At 65.8% G+C, this 21,615-nt stretch carries 14 protein-coding genes; 6 read left to right on the forward strand and 8 right to left on the reverse strand.

Translation table 11 applies throughout. The features are described 5' to 3' along the window. The first annotated feature begins 99 nt into the window (after positions 1-99). On the forward strand, positions 100-2,682 hold the full coding sequence (locus IFT55_RS10460) for a molybdopterin-dependent oxidoreductase (protein ID WP_192091781.1): 2,583 nt from the start codon (positions 100-102) through the stop codon (positions 2,680-2,682). Beyond that, entirely contained in the window at positions 2,672-3,439 is a 768-nt protein-coding gene (gene cobA / locus IFT55_RS10465; RefSeq protein ID WP_192091782.1) for a uroporphyrinogen-III C-methyltransferase, read from the forward strand. The genes IFT55_RS10460 and cobA overlap by 11 nt, the downstream gene beginning before the upstream one ends. 3 nt (positions 3,440-3,442) lie before the next feature. Here cobA and IFT55_RS10470 read toward each other — a convergent pair whose 3' ends face one another. Together IFT55_RS10470 and IFT55_RS10475 are read right to left on the reverse strand one after the other, a co-directional pair. Next, entirely contained in the window at positions 3,443-4,942 is a 1,500-nt protein-coding gene (locus IFT55_RS10470) for a tryptophan halogenase family protein (RefSeq protein WP_192091783.1), read from the reverse strand. A 75-nt stretch (positions 4,943-5,017) separates the two neighbouring features. Continuing rightward, positions 5,018-8,086 carry a TonB-dependent receptor gene (locus IFT55_RS10475; protein ID WP_342029283.1) on the reverse strand — a complete coding sequence of 1,023 codons (3,069 nt, stop codon included), beginning with the start codon at positions 8,084-8,086 and terminating at the stop codon, positions 5,018-5,020. 286 nt (positions 8,087-8,372) lie between these two features. On the opposite strand from IFT55_RS10475, the gene IFT55_RS10480 reads away from it, so the two are divergent. The 3 genes from IFT55_RS10480 (at position 8,373) to IFT55_RS10490 (ending at position 12,615) form a co-directional block, all read left to right on the forward strand. Next, positions 8,373-9,893: an ATPase domain-containing protein gene (locus IFT55_RS10480; RefSeq protein WP_192091784.1), complete on the forward strand. Its 1,521-nt coding sequence runs from the start codon at positions 8,373-8,375 to the stop codon at positions 9,891-9,893. Then, complete coding sequence (locus IFT55_RS10485) at positions 9,893-11,887, forward strand: ATP-binding protein (RefSeq protein ID WP_192091785.1); 1,995 nt, start codon at positions 9,893-9,895, stop codon at positions 11,885-11,887. Before IFT55_RS10480 ends, IFT55_RS10485 begins: the two co-directional genes overlap by 1 nt. Positions 11,888-12,030: 143 nt before the next feature. Next, positions 12,031-12,615 carry a class I SAM-dependent methyltransferase gene (locus tag IFT55_RS10490; protein WP_192091786.1) on the forward strand — a complete coding sequence of 195 codons (585 nt, stop codon included), beginning with the start codon at positions 12,031-12,033 and terminating at the stop codon, positions 12,613-12,615. Positions 12,616-12,760: 145 nt separating this feature from the next. Here IFT55_RS10490 and IFT55_RS10495 read toward each other — a convergent pair whose 3' ends face one another. Both IFT55_RS10495 and IFT55_RS10500 read right to left on the reverse strand, forming a co-directional pair. After that, positions 12,761-13,627, reverse strand: a complete 867-nt coding sequence (locus IFT55_RS10495; protein WP_192091788.1) for a tyrosine-protein phosphatase — start codon at positions 13,625-13,627, stop codon at positions 12,761-12,763. A gap of 26 nt (positions 13,628-13,653) precedes the next feature. Then, positions 13,654-16,323: a TonB-dependent receptor gene (locus tag IFT55_RS10500; protein ID WP_192091790.1), complete on the reverse strand. Its 2,670-nt coding sequence runs from the start codon at positions 16,321-16,323 to the stop codon at positions 13,654-13,656. 218 nt (positions 16,324-16,541) lie between these two features. Between IFT55_RS10500 and IFT55_RS10505 the strand changes: the two genes are divergently transcribed. After that, on the forward strand, positions 16,542-17,708 hold the full coding sequence (locus IFT55_RS10505; RefSeq protein ID WP_192091792.1) for a TetR family transcriptional regulator: 1,167 nt from the start codon (positions 16,542-16,544) through the stop codon (positions 17,706-17,708). A 379-nt stretch (positions 17,709-18,087) separates the two neighbouring features. Here IFT55_RS10505 and IFT55_RS10510 read toward each other — a convergent pair whose 3' ends face one another. The 4 genes from IFT55_RS10510 to IFT55_RS10525 form a co-directional block, all read right to left on the reverse strand. Continuing rightward, positions 18,088-18,945, reverse strand: a complete 858-nt coding sequence (locus IFT55_RS10510; RefSeq protein ID WP_192091794.1) for an SDR family oxidoreductase — start codon at positions 18,943-18,945, stop codon at positions 18,088-18,090. A gap of 83 nt (positions 18,946-19,028) precedes the next feature. Then, on the reverse strand, positions 19,029-19,553 hold the full coding sequence (locus IFT55_RS10515; RefSeq protein ID WP_192091796.1) for a ferritin-like domain-containing protein: 525 nt from the start codon (positions 19,551-19,553) through the stop codon (positions 19,029-19,031). Between the two features lie 39 nt (positions 19,554-19,592). Beyond that, the gene (locus IFT55_RS10520) at positions 19,593-20,447 is read right to left on the reverse strand and encodes an MBL fold metallo-hydrolase (RefSeq protein ID WP_192091798.1); all 855 of its coding nucleotides are present in this window, start codon (positions 20,445-20,447) and stop codon (positions 19,593-19,595) included. 181 nt (positions 20,448-20,628) lie between these two features. Further along, positions 20,629-21,483: a manganese catalase family protein gene (locus tag IFT55_RS10525; RefSeq protein ID WP_192091800.1), complete on the reverse strand. Its 855-nt coding sequence runs from the start codon at positions 21,481-21,483 to the stop codon at positions 20,629-20,631. Positions 21,484-21,615: the final 132 nt, after the last annotated feature.

Here is a 21,615-nt window from a genome sequence, read left to right on the forward strand (position 1 = left end):
GTGGCTGGACGGACTGGCGCGACAGGCGGCCATACCCGGAAAGGGATCGCGTTCCTTCGGCCCTGTCACCGGTCCCGTGCCCGGCTCCGGGGACGATCGGTGACCATCCGCACCACCTGCGCCTATTGCGGGGTCGGGTGCGGCGTCCTTGCCACGCCGACCGGTGGACGCACGGCCACCATCGCGGGCGATCCCGATCATCCCGCCAATGCCGGCCGGCTGTGTTCGAAGGGGACGCATCTGGGCGAGACGATCGGGCTGGACGGGCGTCTGCTGACCCCGATGATCGGGCAGAAGCGCGCGTCGTGGGACAGGGCGCTCGACCTCGTCGCGAAACGCTTTCGCGAAACGATCGCGCAACATGGTCCCGACAGCGTCGCCTTCTACGTCTCCGGCCAGTTGCTGACCGAGGATTATTACGTCGCCAACAAGCTGATGAAGGGCTTTATCGGATCGGCGAACATCGACACCAATTCCCGGCTGTGCATGTCCAGCGCGGTCGCCGGCCACAATCGCGCGTTCGGCGAGGATGTAGTGCCCGCCAGCTATGACGATCTCGACGCCGCCGAACTGATCGTGCTGGTCGGCAGCAATACGGCATGGTGCCATCCGGTCGTGTATCAGCGCATCCGGGCGCGGTGCGACGCAGGAGCGAAGCTGGTGGTGATCGACCCACGCCGCACCGAAACGGCGGACGAGGCCGATCTGCATCTTCCGATCCGCCCCGGCAGCGATGTCGCGCTGATGCAGGGGTTGCTGGCATGGTGCCGCGACACCGGGCTGGTCGATTACGATTATCTGGCGGCGCATGTCGCGGTGCCCGACGGGTTCTGGACGCTCGATGGCAGCGACCTGTGGTCGACGGCGCGGACCTGCGACGTGGACGTTGCCGACCTGCGCGCGTTCTTCGACCTGTTCGCGCAGCACCCGCGCACCGTCACGATGTTCAGTCAGGGCGTGAACCAGTCCCTGACCGGCACCGATCAGGTCAACGCGATCATCAACGTCCATCTGGCGACCGGCCGGATCGGCAAGCCCGGCGCGGCGCCGTTCTCGATCACCGGACAGCCCAATGCGATGGGCGGGCGCGAGGTCGGGGGGCTGGCATCGACGCTGGCGGCGCATATGGACTTCGCGCCCGACAACGTCGCGCGCGTCGGCCGCTTCTGGGCCGCGCCGACGATGGCGACCGCGCCGGGGTTGAAGGCGGTCGACCTGTTCCGCGCGGTGGGGGAAGGGCGGATCAAGGCACTGTGGGTCATGGCGACCAATCCCGCCGTATCGATGCCTGACGCGGGCCGGGTGCGACAGGCGCTGGCCGACTGCCCGTTCGTCGTCGTGTCGGACGTGATCGCGCAGACGGATACCGGCGTCCACGCACATGTCCGCCTGCCCGCCGCCGCATGGGGCGAAAAGGACGGCACCGTCACCAATTCGGATCGTACCGTCAGCCGCCAGCGCGCGTTCCTGCCGCTCCCGGGCGAGGCGAAGCCCGACTGGTGGATCGTGACGCAGGTCGCACGGCGCATGGGGTGGAAAACCGCCTTCGCCTATGATCGTCCGGCGGAAATCTGGCGCGAGCATTGCCGGCTGTCGACCTATCAGAACGACGGCGCGCGCCGCTTCGCGATCGATGGACAGGCGGCGAAGGGCAACGACGATTATGCCGAGATGGCCCCGTTCCGTTGGGGCGGCACGCCGTTCGCCGACGGACGCTTTTCGCACCCCGATGGCCGGGCGCGGATGATCGCGGTGGCGCAGAAGCCGCTGGCCGATCCGCTGCCGCACTGGCCGATGACGCTCAATACCGGGCGCTATCGCGACCATTGGCACAGCATGACGCGTACCGGGCTGTCGCCGAAACTGGCGCGTCACCGGGAGGAGCCGCTGGTCGAGGTGCACCCAGACGATGCGGCGCGGCTGGGCATCACCGATGGTCGGCTGGCGCGGGTGGCGACGCCGCAGGGGAACAGCCTGTACCGCGCGCGGGTGGTCGATACCCAGCGTGCGGGCGAATTGTTCGTGCCGATCCACTGGACCGATCGCACCGCGACCGGCGGGCGCACCGGACTGCTCCCTCGACCGCTGGCCGATCCCGTGTCGGGCCAGCCGGGGTTCAAGGCGACGCCTGCGCGGCTCGAGGCGGTGGCGGTCGAATGGCGCGGCTTTGTCGTGATGCGCGGCGAACTGGACACGCGGCCCGATTGCCTGTGGGCGACGCGGATCGCGGTGCCGTGCGGTACGGCATGGGACGTGGCGGGGCAGGGCGATGCCGCCGCGCTCGACGCGCTGCTGCCGCGCGGGCAGCGGATCGAGGCGATCGACGCCGCGCGGGGCACGCGCCGGATCGCGATCCTCGATGACGGACGGCTGGTCGCGGCGCTGTTCGTCACCCGCGACGGGACGCTGCCGCCGCGCGACTGGCTGGTCGGGCAACTGGCCGAACCGGTCGCCGCGCCGACGCTGCTCGCCGGTCGCGCGCCGGGGGTGCAGGTCGATCGCGGGCCGATCGTCTGCGCCTGTTTCGACCTCGGCCTCCAGACCATCCTGCGCGCGATCGCGGCGCAGCGCCTGACCGACGTCGCCGCGATCGGCGCGGCGATCGGGGCGGGGACCAATTGCGGATCGTGCCGCCCCGCGCTTGCCAAACTCCTCCAGTCGGATGCCCATCATGCAGCATGACGTTTCCCCTCCGGTGTGGCTGGTCGGGGCCGGTCCCGGCGATCCCGACCTGCTGACGCGCAAGGCCGAACGGCTGATCGTACAGGCCGACATCGTGTTCTACGACGCGCTGGTCGGGCCGGGCGTGCTGGCGCTGATCCCGCCGCACGTCGAACGGGTGTCGGTCGGCAAGCGATCGGGCCGCCATTCGAAGGATCAGCGATCGATCAACGATCTGCTGGCCGACGCCGCGTTGGCGGGACGACGCGTGGTGCGGCTGAAGGGCGGCGATCCGTCGATCTTCGGCCGATCGACCGAGGAGATCGAGCATCTGGCGGCGCTGGGCGTCGCGACCCGCATCTGTCCCGGCATCACCGCCGCCAGTGCCGCCGCCGCATCGGGCGGAGCGTCGCTGACGCTGCGCGGACTAGCGCGCAAGCTGACCTTCGTCACCGCCCATGCCCGCGCGGGCGAGCCGCTGGACCTCGACTGGAACGCGCTTGCCGCCCCCGATGCGACGCTGGCGGTCTATATGGGCCGCGCCGCCGCCGGAGAGGTATCGCGCCGGCTGATCGAGGCGGGCCGCGCCCCCGACACGCCGGTGATGGTGGCGGTCGACGTGTCGCTGCCGACCGAACGTATCCTGCGCGGGCGGCTGTCGGCGCTGGCGTTCCTCGTGGAAGCGATCAGCGACGACGACCCGTCGCTGCTGCTGATCGGCGAGGCGCTGGCCGCACCGCTACCGGTGGCACAGTTGCAGGCGCTGGCCGCCGCCTGACCTTCACCCGACCATGCGGTCGAGGAACGCGGCATGCGGTTCCCCATGCGCCAGCGTCGTATCGATCGCGGCCCGCATCCTCGCCATCGTCGCGGTCAGGTCGTCCACGTCGAACTGGTCGGCCAGCGGCGAATGGCGGCGCGGCAGGTCGTCGAACCCGGCATACATGCTCAGCCAGCTCGGGTCCTGGAACGTATCCCACTCGTTCCGCACGAACTCGCCGCCGCTGCGCCACGCGTCCAGCTTGATCTGCAACCCCTCGGTCGGCGCGATCGCGCGCATCCGGTCCCAGAACGGCTCCCCGACGCGACCGTTGGCGCGGTAATGGAGCAACAGGAAGTCGCGAATCCGTTCGATTTCTAGCTGCGACTGTCGGTTGAACGTCGCCGCCAGCCGGGGATCGAAGTCACGGTCCGGGAACAGCGCGACGAAGCGTTCCAGCCCCGACTGGATCAGCGTGATGCTGGTCGATTCCAGCGGTTCGAGGAACCCCGACGACAGCCCCAGCGCGACGACGTTCTTTTCCCAGAACCGCGCGCGATGCCCCGTCGTGAAGCGCAGCCGGTTGGGTTGCGCCAGCGGCTTGCCCTCCAGCGATCCGATCAGCACCTCCTCCGCCGCCGCATCGTCGATATGGTCGGAGCAATAGACATAGCCGTTGCCGACGCGGTGGCGCAGCGGGATATGCCATTGCCACCCCGCCGCGCGGGCGGTGGCGGTGGTCATCGGTCGGGGATCGGGGTTCGCGCTTTCGCACGGGATCGCCACCGCGCGGTCGACCGGGAGCCACTGGCGCCAGTCGACATAGGGCACGCCCAGAGCCTCGCCCAGCAACAGGCTGCGGAAGCCCGAACAGTCGATCCACAAATCGCCTTCGACCCGGCGACCGTCGGCCAGCGTCACGGCGTCGATCCGCCCGTCGGCATCCTGTTCGACCCGGTCGATGCGCCCGTCGATATGATCGACATGGTTGGCGAGCGCGAGGCGGCGGAGCATCGCGGCGAACTTGCTCGCATCGAAATGCACCGCGAAGTTGAAGACGCCCAGATCGTTGGCCGGCCGATCACTGGGCGGCAGGAACAGTCCGCGTTCGGCAAGCTGCGTCGCAAGGCAATAGGCCGACAGCGGCGTCGTGTCGCCCGCCGCACGCAGCTTCAGCCAGAAATGATGAAAGGCCACGCCGCGTGCCGGCACGCCATATAGTCCGAACGGGTGGAAGAACGCATCGCCCGGCTTCGACCAGCCATCGAAGCGGATGCCGTATTTGATCGTGCCGCCGGTTTCGCGCAGCACCTCGATCTCGCTCAGCTCGATCGCGGCAAGGAAGTCGCGGATCGCGGGCACCGTCGCCTCGCCCACGCCGACCGTGCCGATCGCGGCGCTGTCGACCACGGTGATGGCGATGCGCAGATGCGTCAGCCGACGCGCGAGATACGTCGCCGCCATCCACCCGGCGGTCCCCCCGCCGACGATGACGATCGATCGGATGGGTTCGGCCTGCATGGAATGCGTGTCTTTCCTGAAGTTGGCTCTACGAACCGTCGCCCGTCCGATCGACGGGCGACGGTCCGCAGGGTATCAGAACTTCGCGCGGACGCCCGCGATGAAACGGCGTTCGTAGATGTTCTCGTTCAGCACCTGATCCGGGAAGGTCAGATAATAGCGTTCGGTTTCGGCGGTCAGGTTCGATGCCTGTCCGTACAGCGTGATCTGCGGCAGCAGATCGTACGAGATCGACGCATCGAGATAGTTGGTCGGCTGCTGATACTGCGCCAGTCCGGTGAAACCGGAATAGTCAGACGATACCAGCCGCTTCGAACGGTAGTTGTACGCAACGCGCGTCTGCAATCCGTATTTCTCGAACCACAGCGCCGCGTTGACCTGATGCCGCGAATTGTCCTGGAACGGCTGGTCGTTGCCGGCCAGATCGGTGCGCCCGGTATCGCCCAGCGACAGGGTGTAGTTGGCATCGACGCCGAACCCGCCGAGGAAACCGTCCACGCCGTAATCCGCCAGCGACTGACGGGCCGACACTTCAAGCCCCTTCAGCGTACCGCCCTTGCCCTGCACCACGGTGTTCACAGGCACGGTGCGACGGATCACGCCGTCATTGTCGGGGATATCGTCGCGCGTGATCGTCGCGTTCTCGATGAAGCTGGCGACGTTGATGTAGAACACGCCCGCCGCGACCAGGCTCGACCGGCCGGTGTAATATTCGAGGCTCGCTTCCAGATTGTCGGCGCGCCACGGGTTGAGCTGCGGGTTGCCGCGCGAATTGGCGGTCGTCGCTTCGAAGCGCGGCGGGTTGAACGCGGTGTTGATCGCGTATCCGACGTTCAGACCGCCACCCCATTGCAGGAAGTCGAGCAACGTCATCGTACGGGCATAGGCCGCACGGGCGCGCAGCTTGTCGGTCACATCGAACGCGATGTTGAACGCGGGCAGGAAGTCGGTGAACTCCCGCTTGGTGAACACGTCGCCCGCATCGACGCCGGATACGCCGTACGGTTGCGGATCGCCGACGACGTTCTGGCGCACGGTGAAGCGCGTGTTGACGACGCGGACGCCGCCATTGGCGCGGAACGGCATGCCCAGCAGCTCGCCTTCGCCCGATACCTGACCATAGCCGGAAATCTGACGCAGCGTGATGCTGAACGAATCCGCCGGGTTCACATTGTTGATGCTGCCCGGATAGAAGCTGTTCTGGAACGCTTCGGAATCGTCCATCGCCTTCGGATCGATCGTGTACAGCTTGGGCGTACCCGCTGCAGGCAGATCATATTGCTTCACGATACCCGCGAAGCGCGGATCGTTGCCCTGCCGGGTATAGCCGGCGGTATAGGCATTCCCGGACGCATCGAGCACGCTGCACTTGGGATCGCCGAGGTTGACGTCGAACGCCTTCCATTTGACCAGGCAGCCGCCCGCCGGGTTCGCGGGATTGTCGGTATTGCCGGCATAGAAGGGCGAAACGCGTTCGAAGCTGAACTGATCGACGCTGCGTTCGCCATAGCGGCCACCGAACGATACCTTGATCGCGTCGCTGGCTTCCCATTCTGCGTCCGCGCGCAATGCCCAGATATCGCCGTCCTGATAGACGTTGTTCTCCGACGAAATCGTCTTGAGGCCATAACGGCCCAGATTCTGCGTCTGGTCGAGGAATGCCTGCGGGAAGGTGAAGACCGGTTCGCCGCTCGAATAATCGACGGTCGCCTTCTGGCTGAACACGCGGTAGCCGGTCGGGTTGAAGCGTACATCGCCGCCCAGCGAGGCGGGATAGTTTCCGACGCCGGCATAGCCCCATTGCGACCCGTCGGTCAGGCTGAACTGCGCATAGGACTGGTCGAGCTTGCGGCTGGCCTTGCCATAGATGCCGCGCACGGTCGCCTTGAACCGGTCGCTCGCTTCCCAGTCGAGTTGCAGGTTGTAGTTCTGCGACTCGCTCTTGACCCGGAAGGTTTCGGCATAGCTGTCGAAGCTCGGAAGGTCGTACGCATAGGTCTGGACGGTGTTCAGATTATACCCGCCGACGACCGCGCCGGTATCGCGCGATGCGGAGGGCAGATACGGGGACGACAGCCAGTCGACGTTCTGGAACTGGAAGCCCGCGGTACGGTCATACTGCGTCTGCTTCGTGTAGAAGCCATCGGCGGTCAGGCGCAGCGCGTCGTTCAGCTGGAATTGCAGCGACGCGTTGATGCCCAGCCGCTTGCGATCGGTGATGCGGTTCCACGCGGTATGCGACTGCGGCGTGATGAACGCGTCGTTGGCGTCGCCATCGCCGTTCACGTCATATCCGACGATCTGCCCGGCGCCGTTGCGAACGGCCGTGCCACGGCTGACGCCGTTGTTGCCGACCGCGAAGTCGCCGGGGTTCGTCGCGCTGCCACCTTCGTTGCGCAGCGAGACGCCGTAATCCTGAATGCCGCGGAAGCTGTTGCCCAGCGACAGGTCGCTATAGGCTGCCGACACCAGCAGCCCGAACCCTTCGGAGTTATAGGCGACGAGACCGTTGACCGACGGGCTGAACTTCTCCGTCTGGTCGCCATATTGCGCTTCGGCGGCGGCCGACAGCGTCAGGCCGCGCTTCAGGTCGAACGGACGGCGCGTCAGCAGGTCGACGGTGCCCGACAGGCCCGCCTGTTGCAGGGAAGCGGTCGGCGACTTGAACACCGTCGCGCCCGAAAAAAGCTGCGACGGAATGTCGGTGAAGTTCGGCTGGACGGTCGTGACCGAATTGGCGCCCAGAAACTGTTCGCCGTTCAGCAGCGTCGTGACCTGCGGCAGGCCGCGGATGTTGACCGCGCCGCCTTCACCCGCCTCGCGCCGGATCTGGACGCCCGGAATACGCTGGAGCGAATCGGAAATAGTGACGTCGGGCAGCTTGCCGATGTCCTGCGCGCTGATCGCTTCGACCACGCTGTCGGCGTTGCGCTTCACCTCGATCGAACGGGCCTGCGACGCGCGGATGCCGGTGACGACGATCTCGCCCGAATCGTCGGACTGCGTCGGGGCGGCGACCGCGTCCTGCGGGGTGGCGTTGACGTCGGGCGTGTTGCCGACCGGAACGGCCTGCGCCAGCGCGGCGGTGGACGCCATCCCGATCACCAGCGGCGATGCCGCCGCATACAGAATGGCACGATTCACAAAACCGCGTTCGTAGCGCATGATAACCTCTCCCGACGTGAGTGGACTCGTTCGGCCCAATACTCATAAACCAAGTTTCTCTATTGGGTTGTCCAGCGCTGTCAAGTTGCCGTTGGTGGCCTTGTGGCAAAGCCGGGAACCATTGTTGCATGTCCGCCACATGTGTCTGGCCTGACCGGTGGCGGCACGAACCGTGCATGGTGCGCAGGGCGCGTGCAATCCGGGTCGCGGCCCATGGCGAAGTGCCGCCGGATCGCGTAGGCCGTTGGTTCTACAGGAGTACGATGTGTCGACTGACCCCATTCCACGTCCCGCGACGGTATCGACCGGTGTTTCCGGCCTCGACGACGTTCTGGCGGGCGGCCTGACGCCCGAACGGCTATATCTGGTGCAGGGAACACCGGGGACGGGCAAGACCACACTCGGCCTCAGTTTCCTGCTCGACGGGGCGACGCGCGGCGAAACCGGGCTGTACATCACGCTGGCCGAGACCGAGGTCGAACTGCACGCGGTCGCGGCAAGCCATGGCTGGTCGCTCGATCCGATCAGGCTGGTCGAAATGGTGCCCGCCGACGAACTGGGCAGCGAGAACGAACAGAGCCTGTTCCACCCAAGCGAGCTGGAATTGGGGGAAACCGTCCGCGACATCATCGCGCATGTCGAACGGATCGCACCGGTCCGCGTCGTGATCGACAGCCTTTCCGAACTGCGCCTGCTGGCCCAGACCCCGGTCCGCTATCGGCGGCAGATCCTTGCGCTCAAGAACTTCTTCGCGTCCCGGCGCTGCACCGTGCTGATGCTCGACGACAAGAGTGCAAGCAGCAGCGACCTGCAATTGCAAAGCATCGCGCACGGCGTCGTCATCCTCGACCAGACCCTGTCGGGGTTCGGGGCGCAGCGGCGGCGGCTGCACGTCGTCAAGATGCGCGGCGTCCGGTTCCGCGGCGGGTATCACGATATCGAAATCCGGCAGGGCGGGCTGTGCGTCTATCCGCGGCTGGTCGCGCTGGAACATGGCGAACCGTATGATGATACGCCGCTGTCGACCGGCTCGGCGCAATTCGACGACCTGCTGGGCGGCGGGATCGTTCCGGGCACCGCGACCTTGCTGTCCGGGCCGGCGGGCGTGGGAAAGACGACGACGGCGGTGCAGGCGATGGTCGGCACGCTGCGCGCCGGGCACCGCGCGGCGTATTTCCTGTTCGACGAACGCCTGCCTACGCTGCTGAAACGGTCCGCCGCGATCGGCATGGACCTGCGCCCGTTCGTCGACGACGGGACGCTGGTGATCCGCAGCATCGATCCCGCCGAACTGTCGCCGGGTGAATTCGCCAACGAAGTGCGCGAAGCGGTGGAGGATCATGGCGCACGGGTCGTCGTGATCGACAGCCTGAACGCCTATCTGCAATCGATGCCGAACGAACAGCATCTGGCGCTCCAGATGCACGAACTGCTCGGCTATCTCGGTGCGCGCGGGGTGGTGACGATGCTGGTCCTCGGCCTGCACGGCATCACCGGCGATATCCGTTCGGACGTCGATCTCAGCTATCTGGCGGATACGGTGATGCAGCTGCGATATTTCGAGGCGAACGGCGAAGTGCGTCAGGCGATATCGGTCATCAAGACGCGAACGGCGCGGCACGAACGCACGATCCGCGAGTTTCAGATTACCGATGACGGACTGCGTCTCGGCGATCCGTTACGCGAATTTCAGGGGGTGCTGACCGGCGTGCCGACATTCTCGGGCGAAACCAAGACCCTGATGGCCAGCCGCGGGCAAACCGGCTCCGGACCGAACGCCGCCTAGTGGAAGATCGTGTCCTGATCCTGGCGCCGCATGGCCGCGACGCCCAACTTGCCGCCGACCTGTTGCGTCAACATGCCATCGCGTCGTGCGTCTGCCACTCGCTGGACGCGCTGTTGGTGGAAATGGATCGCGGCATCGGTGCGATCCTCGTGACCGAAGAAGCGATCGCGACGCAGGACGCGTCCGCCCTGACGGCGTGGATCGCGGCCCAGCCGACATGGTCGGACGTGCCGTTCGTCGTGCTGGCCAACGGATCGGCGCGTCCGCGAACGGCGGCGGCATCGCGGCGGCTGGACGATCTGGGCAACATGCTGTTGCTCGAACGGCCGCTGCATACCGATGCGATGCTGGGCGCGGTGCGATCGGCGCTCAAGGCGCGGCGGCGGCAATATCAGGTGCGCGATGCGTCCGCACGGCTCGAACAGGCGGTGGCCGACCGCACCCGCGAACTGGAGAATGCACGCGCCAGTCTCGAAGTCGCCCTGGAAGCGGCCGACATGGGCAGCTGGGACATCGATCTGGCGAGCGGGATGGCGCGACGGACGCTGCGCCACGACCGGATTTTCGGCTATTCCGAACTGCAACCGCACTGGTCGATCGAAACGATGGTCCAGCGGGTCGATCCCGAATGTCGTGAAAAGGTCGCGCAGGCGTTCGACACCGCACTTTCGACCGGACAGGTAGAATTTGAATGTCCGATCACCACCGTCGGCGGCGACCAACGCTGGATCGCCGCGAAGGGACTGGTGTTGTACCATGACGGCGCGCCGGCCCGCATCACGGGGATCGTCGCCGACATTACCAGCCGAAAGGAAGCCGAGGCGCAACTGGCGCAATCGGCGAAGATGGACACCATCGGGCAGTTGACCGGCGGCGTCGCGCACGACTTCAACAACCTGTTGCAACCGATCGTCGGTACGCTCGACCTGCTGCGCCGCCGCCATGCCGACGACGAACGGTCGCAGCGGCTCATCGGCGGCGCAGTGCAGGCAGCGGAGCGGGCTGCGACGCTGACCCAGCGGTTGCTGGCGTTTGCAAGGCGACAGGCGTTGCAGCCGCGATCGGTCGACGTCCCTGCGTTGATCCACGGCATGACCGACCTGATCCGCCGGTCCTTGGGTCCGACGATCCAGATCATCGTCGAACTGCCGCCCGCGCTGCCGCCGGCGCGGGTCGATCCTAATCAGTTGGAGCTGGCGCTACTCAATCTTGCGGTCAACGCACGCGATGCGATGCCCGGCGGCGGGCGTCTGACCATCACTGCTGCGAACGACCAGGTCGAAGAACGCAACGCGGTGGGCCTGTCGCCCGGCAGCTATGTGCGTATCGTCGCGAGCGACACCGGGGTCGGCATGGACCGGGCGACGCTGGCCCGCGCGGTCGAACCGTTCTTCTCGACCAAGGGCGTCGGGAAAGGCACCGGCCTCGGCCTGTCGATGATCCACGGACTGGCGGCGCAGTCGGGCGGTACGCTGCGCATCGACAGCGAACCGGGGCGGGGTACGTCGATCGAATTGTGGCTGCCGGTCAGCGACGAAGTGGTGACGGCAGCCGATGCCGAGCCTGGCGAACCGGTGCCGGCACCGCACGGCGCACGGGTCTTGCTGGTCGACGACGAGGATATGGTGCGGACGGCCACGGCGGATATGCTGCGCGATCTGGGCTACGACGTCGTAGACGTGGCGTCTGCTGGGCAGGCGCTGTCGGCGATCCGGTCGGGGATCGACGCCGACGTGCTGGTCACCGATTACCTGATGCCCGGCATGACCGGCGCGGCGCTGATCGCCGAACTGCGCAATTGTGGGATGTGGCTGCCGACGCTGCTCGTCACCGGATATGCCGCAACCGGCGAGGACGTTCCGCTGGATATTCCACGCCTGTCCAAGCCGTTCCGCCATGCCGATCTCGCCACGCGGGTTCACGGACTGCTGACCACGCGTCGTCCGAATGGTGTCAAACGTCGCGGCGAAGCGACGGCGGCTTCGTCGGCCTGATCCGATACGCCGGTCGGTACTGATCGTTGCGGCGGTGACTGGATCGGACAGGATGCGGTTCCGGTGCGATCACGGGAGTATGTTGATGACGGATATCGGCGTTGATGTTGATCTGCCACGCGTTGCCTGCGTTTGATGGGTGGATGACGACCACCGATCCATCCGCCGGCTGGGAAGCGATCGCCGACCGGTTCGTCGCGATCCGGTCCGGGGTCGGGGCATCGCTAGTGCGTGCGTGGGCAGAGGAGCATCTACTGGGCGGCGCACCGATCGTCGATGTCGGTTGCGGGTCGGGCGTACCGATCGCAAGAGCGCTGGCCGATGGTGGGTTTGCGGTATGGGGCATCGACGCTTCCGCCTCGCTGGTCGCTGCGTTCCGCCGCAACGTGCCACAGGCATCGGCGATCTGCGAACCGGCGCAGGACAGCATCTTCTTCGGACGCAGCTTCGCCGGCGCGGTCTCGATCGGGCTGATCTTCCTGCTCGATCCAGCAGACCAGTACAGGCTGATCGCGCGCGTGACCGATGCGCTCGAACCTGGCGGACGGTTTTTGTTCAGCGCGCCGCGCGAAGCCTGCGAATGGCGCGACACGCTGACGAACCAGCGATCGATCTCGCTGGGGGCGTTGGAATATACCCGCGTTCTCGACCGAACCGGACTTCGCCTCGACCGCTGTCATCTGGATGAAGGTGGCAATCATTATTACGACGCGGTGAAGCCGGCCTGACCTCGGCGTTCTCCTCCATTCGAGGAGGATGGTTACGGGTCGCGTTGGGCACCGCAAGCCTGAACGGGAATACCGTTCCTTGCGAATACAGACCGGACGTACGCCGCCCCGCCATCATGCGCTGCGACGGCGGGGCGGAGGACGATCAGGCGCGGGTTAGGTAGCGTGCGCGCAGTGTCCTGATCGCCGCCGCGTCGAGGCCGAGCTGGTCGCGCAGATAGCCGTCGAAACCGCCGCGCTGCGCACGCATCGTGGCGAAGGCCGCATCAAGATAGCGGCGATCGACCCCCATCAACGCCTTGAGCGCGTCGGGCGGCAGGCGCTTCATGAACGCCGCGGTCTGATCGTCGGCGGCGGTGCCGCTTGCGCCCTTGCGGGGGTCATAATAACGGTTCGACAGCAGGTAATCCTCCATCACCGTCGCCTGCGGCACCCCGAGCACAGTGAGCACCAGTGCGGCAGCGATACCGGTTCGATCCTTGCCCGCCGAACAGTTGAAGGCGAGCGGGACGCGTCCGGCGACCATTTCCGCGAACATCCGGCGATATTGGCCAGCGAAGCGCAGCGGCATCTGCGCATAGGCCTGCGTCATCGCATCGGCCGCCTGCGCGCCGGTCAGGTTCGGGCGCATCAGTCCGGCAAAATCGCGATCCATGCTATAGTCTTCGGCGAAGATCGCGGGTTTGGTCTTGCCGGGCCAGCGGACGGGAGCGCCGTCGCGCTCGCGGGTCGCGCGGAAGTCGCAGACCGTGCGGATGCCGCGCGCTTCCAGCTGCGCGAAGTCGCGATCGGTCAGGTTGTTCATCGCGCCGGACCGATAGAGCAGCCCCCATTTCACCTGCCGGCCATCGTTCGTGCGATAGCCGCCTAGGTCGCGGAAATTCTGTCCGCCCTCCAGCGGCAGAACCCGCTGATGTTGCGTTGCGGGCGCAGGCCGTTGAGCGATTGCAGCGGTCGGATGGGGCAGGGCGACGGCGAGCAACGCCGCCGTCAGGCCGAGGAAATGGCGCATATCGATATCCTTTGGTCGCGGACGGATCAGAAATTGAAGCGGACACCGCCGAGGTAGCGGCGGCCGATCTGTTCGACCTCGGTCGGGCGGCCCTCATTGCCCTGATAGGCCGAATAGACCGCGTCGGTGAGGTTGCTCAGGTCCGCGTAGAGCGAGAAATTCGGCGTCACCGCGTAGCGCAGCGCGACGTCGACATTGTCGTAGCCGGCACGATATTCATCGCCGCCGCCACCCAGTCCCAGACCCCCCAACGTATCGAGCCAACGGGTACGGTGTTGGTAGCTGACTCGCGCCGACAGTCCGAACTTCTCGTAGTAGAGCGAGGCGTTGGCGATGCGGTTCGACGTGCCGGGGAAGCGGATATCCTTCCGTTCGGCGGTGTCGAAGCTGCCGTCGAGCAGCGTCACATTGCCCTGAAACCCGAAGCCGTCGAGGATACCCGGCAAGAAAGTGAATTGCTGCTGGTAGTTCAGTTCGACGCCGTACAGCCGACCACGTCCGCCGTTGAACGTGGACGACAGCAGATAGCCCGAACGGTCGATGCCCCCGGCGTCGAACGCATCGCTGCCCACGGCCTGCGTATTGCCGTACAGGACGTCGTCGACCCAGCGGTGGAAGCCCGCGACCGACAGGATTCCGCTGCCGGGCAGGTAGTATTCGAGGCTGGAGTCGAGACCCCAGGTATATTCCGGGCGCAACGTCGGGTTGCCGCCGCCGATCTGGCCGGGCGAGGCGGTGTCGTCGATCGACGATCCGACGCGCACCTCTCCGAACGACGGACGGGCGACCCCACGCTGCCCGGCCATGCGGAACACGAGGCGATCGGTCAGGTCGAACCGCGTGTTCACGCTGGGGAACAGGTCGGTATAGCGCTGTCCGACCGACAGCGGTTCGAGCCGACCGCCGGCCAGCGTCGCGGTGCCGCGATTGTCGAGGTCGAAATGCTCGACGCGCAGGCCGGCCACGACCTGTCCGCCATCGAACGTAAACTTCGCCATGCCATAGCCGGCCAGCAGCTTTTCACCGAGCGCATAGCGGTTGCTGACCGGTACGTCGCGCGACGGGTCGTAGGTGCCGAGCGTGCGCAGGCGGGCGAGGATGGTGTCGATGTCGCCGCGCATCGCTTTGTTGTCGATGTTGTTCAGCGTGAAGCCTAGCGGGAAGCCGGTGTCCCAACGCTGGTCGGTGACGTAGCTGTTGATGTCGAAGCCAAGCCCCGATCCAGCGGGAAAGCTGGCGAGGTTGACGACATTGGCGGTGGCGAAGGTAAAGCCGGTGATCGACCGGTCGGCATAGAGGCCGCCCGCAGACAGCGTGACCGCGCCCAGTTCCTGCGATACGTCGAGCTTCATCGTATAACTGTCGGTGAAGCTGTCCTGCCGCCCGATAATGACCATCGGCGCCGCGAGCGTTCGCTGGTCGAAGCCCGAAAGCGCGCTGCCCCGTGAAGGCACCGCCCCCGCATTGGTCGCGTACAACTGCACGACCGGGAAGCGTGGGTCGCTGAAGTCGAACGACAGCGAAGGGGAGGCGGATGTCGGCGTGCTTGCCTGCACCAGCGGCAGATCGGTCGTATTTTCGGTACGGGTATAGTTCAGTGCGACCGCCGCCTTGAACCCGTTCGCACCGTCCACTTCGCCGCCGATCGTGTTGATGTAATTGCGGGTCCGATACTGGCCGTCGTTGAAGGTGCCGCGCACCGGCACGCGCACCAGATCGCCGCCGGTCAGGTCGCGGGTCCCCGACGCCGCGCGGTCGAGCCGCAGCTCATACTGGTTGCGCTGTTCGTCATCGTTGAAACCGGTGTAGATCGCCTTGGCCCACATGCGCTGACCATCGGCTGGCTGATATTCCAGCCCCGCGAACAGACCGTTATTCTCACGGATGAGGCGATAGCTGCGGATGTCGATCTCGGTCGGGCCGGACTGCGTGTCGGTGGCTCCGGTCGGTTCGTCGTACAGTCCGACCTCACGATTGTCGGTCACCTGGTTCCGGCGATAATGCGATCCGCCGACCACGATACCGAACACGTCGTTCGACCAGCTTGCACGCAGCGATCCCTGCCGCTGTTCGCCGCTGCCCAGTCCCATGACGCCGTAGCCGACGTCGCCCTGTACGTTCAGCCCCTTCTCGCTCATCGGGGAATAGGTGCGCAGGTCGATATTCGCGACGATCGCTTCCGCCTGAAGGTTCGAGGTCAGCGATTTGTTGATGGCGAGGCCACTCAGCAGCACCGCCGGAATCGCGTCGAAGCGAAAGGCGCGGGTCGTGCCCCCTTCGTCGACGCCGATGACGGGGACGTTGTCGATGCTGACCGACGTCCAGCGGTTCGGCGCGCCGCGAACGTGGACATAGCGTTCCTGGCCCTGATCGCGCTGCACCGCGACGGCGGGCAGCCGGGCGAGGGCCGCCGCGCTGTTCTGATCGGGGAAGCGCCCGACCGCGTCGGCTGCGGCGATATCGACCAGATTGTCGGCCATCCGCTTTTGCAGGATCGACGATCGTTGCGCCTCGACGATCGAACCGGTGACGACGATGTCGTCCGACGCACCCGGATCCTCGACCGGTGCCGTCGCCGCCGCGTCGGCCGGGCGCGGATCGTCGGTGACGAGCTGCTGTCCGAAGGTCGGGGCGGATGCGAACGTCGCGACGACGATGGCGATGGTGGACGCTGCGGTCCGGCGAACGATGGTCATGAACTGCCCCCAGGAATTAACTTGGGGTCGCCTCTAGAACGTATGTATTTCACCTGACCGTCAGTATGGGGTCATTTCTGTTACACTTGTACGCAGCGTTTCGCTCTCTCCTCCATCTCTCCAGCGCCTGATCGAGGTAAGGCGCGGTGGCAAAACCAAATCTTCTGTAACGATCGTATTGAAGGGACAAGGCCGGTCGGACGCGCTAGTCCCTTCGCATGAACGACGTCGAGACATCCCGCAGCCGCCTGTTGGCCGCAGTCATCGCGCAATGGGAAGCCGTGGGGACTGCCGGCATCACCGCGCGGCGTGTCGCGGGCGATGCGGCGATACCCGTATCGTCGATCTATCACCATTTCGGGGGCATGGACGGCCTGTTGACCCATGCCGCCAGCGCAGCGCTGGATCGCGCGGCGGCTTGGTTTCGGGCGCAGCAACGCCTGCTGGACGGTGCGGACGGCAGTGCGGCAGACTTCGCGCTTCTGCTCGGCGCGACGATCGACGACTGGTGTGAACATCAGCGCACGCTCGCCTATGCCATGCGTGAGGTGCTGTCGGTGTCGATGCGCCAGCCGGCCTTTCGAGATGTGGCGCAGGCATGGTGGCAATCCCTTTTCGATTTCTGGCAGCCGATCTGCGACCGGTTCGGCATCGGGGAACTCACGGCGTCGGTCGTGCTGTTGTTCGATGGCGAGACGTCGCTGCACATGGTTCGGTGGCGCCGATTGATCGACCGCGCCGCGGTATCGGAATTATGCGCGACGTGGGCAGGGTGGGTCGAAGGACGCGTGGGCACGCCGGCACCGTGGCGGACGCTGGCAGTGCGCGAGGTGCTGGCAGGTCAGCCCGCAATTCCCGATTGGGACGCGGTTACCGAACAGATCGCGTCCGCCGCGGCGCGGACGGTCGCGCATCGTGGGGTTTCCGGGCTGACCCATCGTTCGGTCGCGGAGGAGGCCGGTCAGACGCTTGGCATCGTGTCCAACCGGTTCCGCACCAGCGCCGACCTGTTACGCGCGGCGTGCGAGGCATTGTACCGGCAGATCGTCGCGCCGCTGGGGAAGGGCGACGCGCCGGTCGACCTGATCGTCGGCCGGACGCACCGCTCCGGCGACGACTCCGCGTTGCGGGCCTTCTTCGAACTGACGCTGGCGGCATCGCGCGATCCCGCATTGCACCCCTTTGCCGCGCAACTCCGCTATCTGCGCGGACGTACATCGATCCGCCATCTGCGTGCAATATCAGCGCCGGGAACCGAAGTATCGGTCGCGGACGGGGCGCTACTGTCGGCGCTTTTTTCGGGTCAGGCACGTGCCCGGCTGTGCGGTATCGATTTGCCGGGGCTGCACGGCGGCATCGAAACGATGCTCGACCGGCTGGGATGAGGGTCGCGGCTTCGCGGTCTGCGCAGGATGTGGGCGAACCGAAAGCGGACGACCATCGGTTGACGACCAGCGGTCCGGGCGACCCTTCCGAACGAGGGTAGGACCGAACGGCGGAACGCTGTCGCGTCCGTCCGCCCGGTTGTGCGTCGCGAAACCGCAGTGGATGGTCGGAATCAGCGACGAAGGCTCCGGCATTCTGCCGGCGCGATCGGACCAATTCCGCCGGTCCCATACGACAAAGCCGGTGCGGACATCGACCTGCGCCCTGCCCGTCAGGTAGCACATGCGCACGAAGGTTCGCGCATGCCGGCATCGACGGTGCTTGCCGCTCCTGCCGTTGCGCTCACGCATTCCATCGGCGCATGCCCGTATCGTCGTGCTACAGGAACGGTCGTCCGCCGGTCACCGGGATCGTGGCACCGGTGATGTAGCTTGCTTCGTCGCTGGCCAGCATCACGTAGGGCGGGGCGAGTTCGGCCGGCTGCGCCGCACGGCCGAGCGGCGTATTCTCACCGAAGGTCTTTACCGCTTCGGGCGGCATCGTCGATGGAATGAGCGGGGTCCATACCGGCCCCGGCGCGACCGCGTTCACCCGGATCTTCCGTTCCGCCAGCATCTGCGCCAGCCCGGCAGTGAAGTTATGAATCGCACCCTTGGTCGTAGCATAGGCCAGCAGTTGCTGGTTCGGGTCCTGCGCATTGATCGACGTGGTGTTGATGATCGAGGAACCTTCGCCCATGTGCGCGATGGCCGCCTTCGACAGGTAGAACATCGCGTGGATGTTGGTCGCGAAGGTCTGTTGCCATTCCTCGTCCGCAATGTCCTCGATCGCCGAAAAACTGCGTTGATGCGCCGCATTGTTGACTAGCACGTCGATCCGCCCGAACGTCTCCGCCGCCGTCGCGACGACCTTTCGGCAATGATCCGGGTCGGACAGGTCGCCCGGCACCAGCACCGCTTGCCGCCCTTCCGCCTCGACCAGCGCCTTCGTCGCTTCAGCGTCGTCATGCTCGTCCAGATAGGAGATGAGCACGTCCGCGCCCTCCCGTGCAAAGGCCAGCGCGACGGCGCGGCCGATGCCGCTGTCGCCGCCGGTAACGATCGCCTTTTTGCCGGTCAGCTTGCCCGAACCCCGGTAACTTTCTTCGCCATGGTCCGGCCGTGGCTCCATCGCATCGGTCCGGCCGGGAATGGGCTGTTGCTGTTCGGGGTAGGGCGGGGTGGGATATGCGGTCATCGCTTGTTCTTTTCTCCAAGAGGAACGCCGTTTCGTCCGGGGCGCGGTCCAGACCATCAGAACGCGTCGCCGACCGGCGGGGGTCAGACCTTGGCTTCGCCCATGCCCGCGTCGCTGCGCAGCGCGGCATATCGCCGTGTCACGACGGGCAAGGATTCATCGATCCACGCCGCCATCGATTCCTCTTCGGCCAGCGACTGGCGCAGCGCCGTCTCCGCCTGTGCGAACCCACCGTCGTCGGCCAGCGTCAGCAGCGATTTGTAGGAAGCGATTTCGAAATGCTCGAAGGCGTAATTGGCGAAGCTGTTCTTCAGGATTTCGTCGCCCGCGACGCTATGGACGATCGCGGCCATGCCGCCGGACATGCTGAGCGCCGTATCCTTCAGGACCGATCCCGACGTGTCGAGGCTGGCGAGGATGTCGTCGAGCCGGGCGATCTGTCCGTTGGTCTCTTCGATGTGCAACCGCAACCGATCGGCGACTTCGGGATAGTTGGCGATGCGTTCGACCTGTGGGGTCATGATCGACAGCGCCTGCTTTTCGACCGCATGGGCGTTACGCAGGCCGACGATGAACAGTTCGCGCAGGATATCGGGATTGGTGGTCATGACATTCTCCTTGGAAGACAGGGGTGGCGGCGGCAGGCGTTAAAGGGGTCGTCCGGCCTGACAGCGTTCCAGTTCGACCGGATCGTGGGCGCAGGCGACGGTCAGTTCCTCCCGTCGTTCGATCGACAGCGCGCGCAGTCGCTGCTGGTTGGCCATGCGGCTTTCCGCATCGACTTCCATCAGCCGTTGATATGCCCGCAGTCCGGGCGTGCAGCGGCGGCGCGCCTGCCGCATCTCGCCCCGGTAGAAATAGGCATCGCCGGCATGGAGCAGCCACCGGCCATCGTCGCGGCGCACCGCGACACCGGCATGGCCCCAGGTGTGGCCGGGCAACGGCACCAGCAGCAGTTCGGGCGGAAGCCCTTCGAGGTCGCGCACCGCGTCGAAGCCGTACCATGGCGCGCCGCGCGCACCGTAGCGGCGCCAGTTCGTGACGCCGTTCAACTGGCGCCCGCGCCAGCGGTTGCGCGCGACGAAGCCGGCGGCAGGGCCGGTCGCATCGTCATATTCACGTTGCATGACGTGAACGATCGCGTTCGGAAAGTCCTCCAGCCCGCCGGCATGGTCGAAATCCAGATGCGTCAGAACGATATGACGGACGTCGGAGGCTTCAAACCCCAGCGCCTCGACCTGCCGGATCGCCGTTTCGCGTTCGCGCAGGCGGATGTTGAGCATCATCCGCCATGACAGGGTGATCCGCGGATCGGGCCGGGCGTGGGGGTGCGCGACATCGCGCAGGCCGAAACCGGTATCGACCAGGACCAGCCCATGCGCGTCGGTCTCGATCAGCAGGCAATGGCAAACGATGTGGCCGAACGGCCCGAGGCTGCGTCCGTCGAACAGCGCGCCGCCCAACGGGCAATCGGTGCCGCAGTTCAGATGATGGATCCGCATCGTGCAATCCCCGGATTAGGCGGTACGTCGAGCGTTGCCGGTGCCGCTGAAGACGCGGCGCGCGATGCGGCAGTGCGCATCACAAAGGGACACGGCAGGCCGATCGGCACCGATCCCTATGGAACCCTCGAACCGCGCCGTCGGATGGGGCGACCGCCACATGGCGACCGCCCCCTTCGCGTCACGCTATCTGATCGGCCTGTGCGCCACTGTCCGGGCGTGCCGGCCCGAGCACCGGCTCTTCGCCCAGCGGCTTGTTCTGGAACACGGTGAATTCACCGCGCCCGTCGACCGAGGGGCCGCTGGTCCAGCGGCCTTCGGGGAACGTGCCGTCGACCGAGGTCGCATAGAAATTATAGTTGTTCGCCTGATCCTCCATCTCCTGCGGAAAGGAGTTGGGGATGGGCAGGTTGGCCGATGGGCCGCCCAATTCTTCCAGCACGGACAGCCACTGTTGCTGGTGCATGGTGTCGCGCGCGATCATATAGTGCAGCATCCGCTTCATGCCGTCGTCATCGGTGGCGTTGAACAGCCGGACGGCCAGCACGCGACCGGTGCTTTCCGCTGCGACGTTGCAGTACATATCGGCCGACACGTTCCCGCTGGCATAGATGTGGCTCATATTGAACGGCACACCGTCCGAATCCATCGGCATCGCTGCCAGACCGCTCGACAGCAGGTTCTTGTGGATGAGCCCTTCAATCGATGCCTTGGCACTGCCGCCGCCCATTACCGCGCCGACGATCGAATCCGCGGCACCATCCTGTTGCAGCGACGCCGGGGCCGTTTCGAGGTTCATCGCCACGGCAGTCGCCAGCATCTCGATATGACCGATTTCCTCGGTCGCGGTGTGGAGCAGCATGTCGCGATATTTCGTCGTCGGCGCACGGTTGCCCCACGCCTGGAAGAAATACTGCATGCAGACGCGGATTTCGCCTTCGACCCCGCCGATCGCCTGTTGCAGCATACGCGCGAAGGCGGGGTTCGGCTTATCGACCGTAACGGGAAACTGAAGCCGTTTGTCATGATAGTACATGCTGGTCTCCGACAAGGTTGCTTACCGGATGAAACCCACGACGGCGGGTTAAGTTGTTGATTTTATGTATGCTTTAAGTTAGTTTCCGTTGATTGCAGCCTGTGTTGCGATGAACGTGCCTCCGCGTGGCGT

The sequence above is a fragment of the Sphingomonas sp. CFBP 13720 genome, from assembly GCF_014842075.1.
Taxonomy (GTDB): domain Bacteria; phylum Pseudomonadota; class Alphaproteobacteria; order Sphingomonadales; family Sphingomonadaceae; genus Sphingomonas.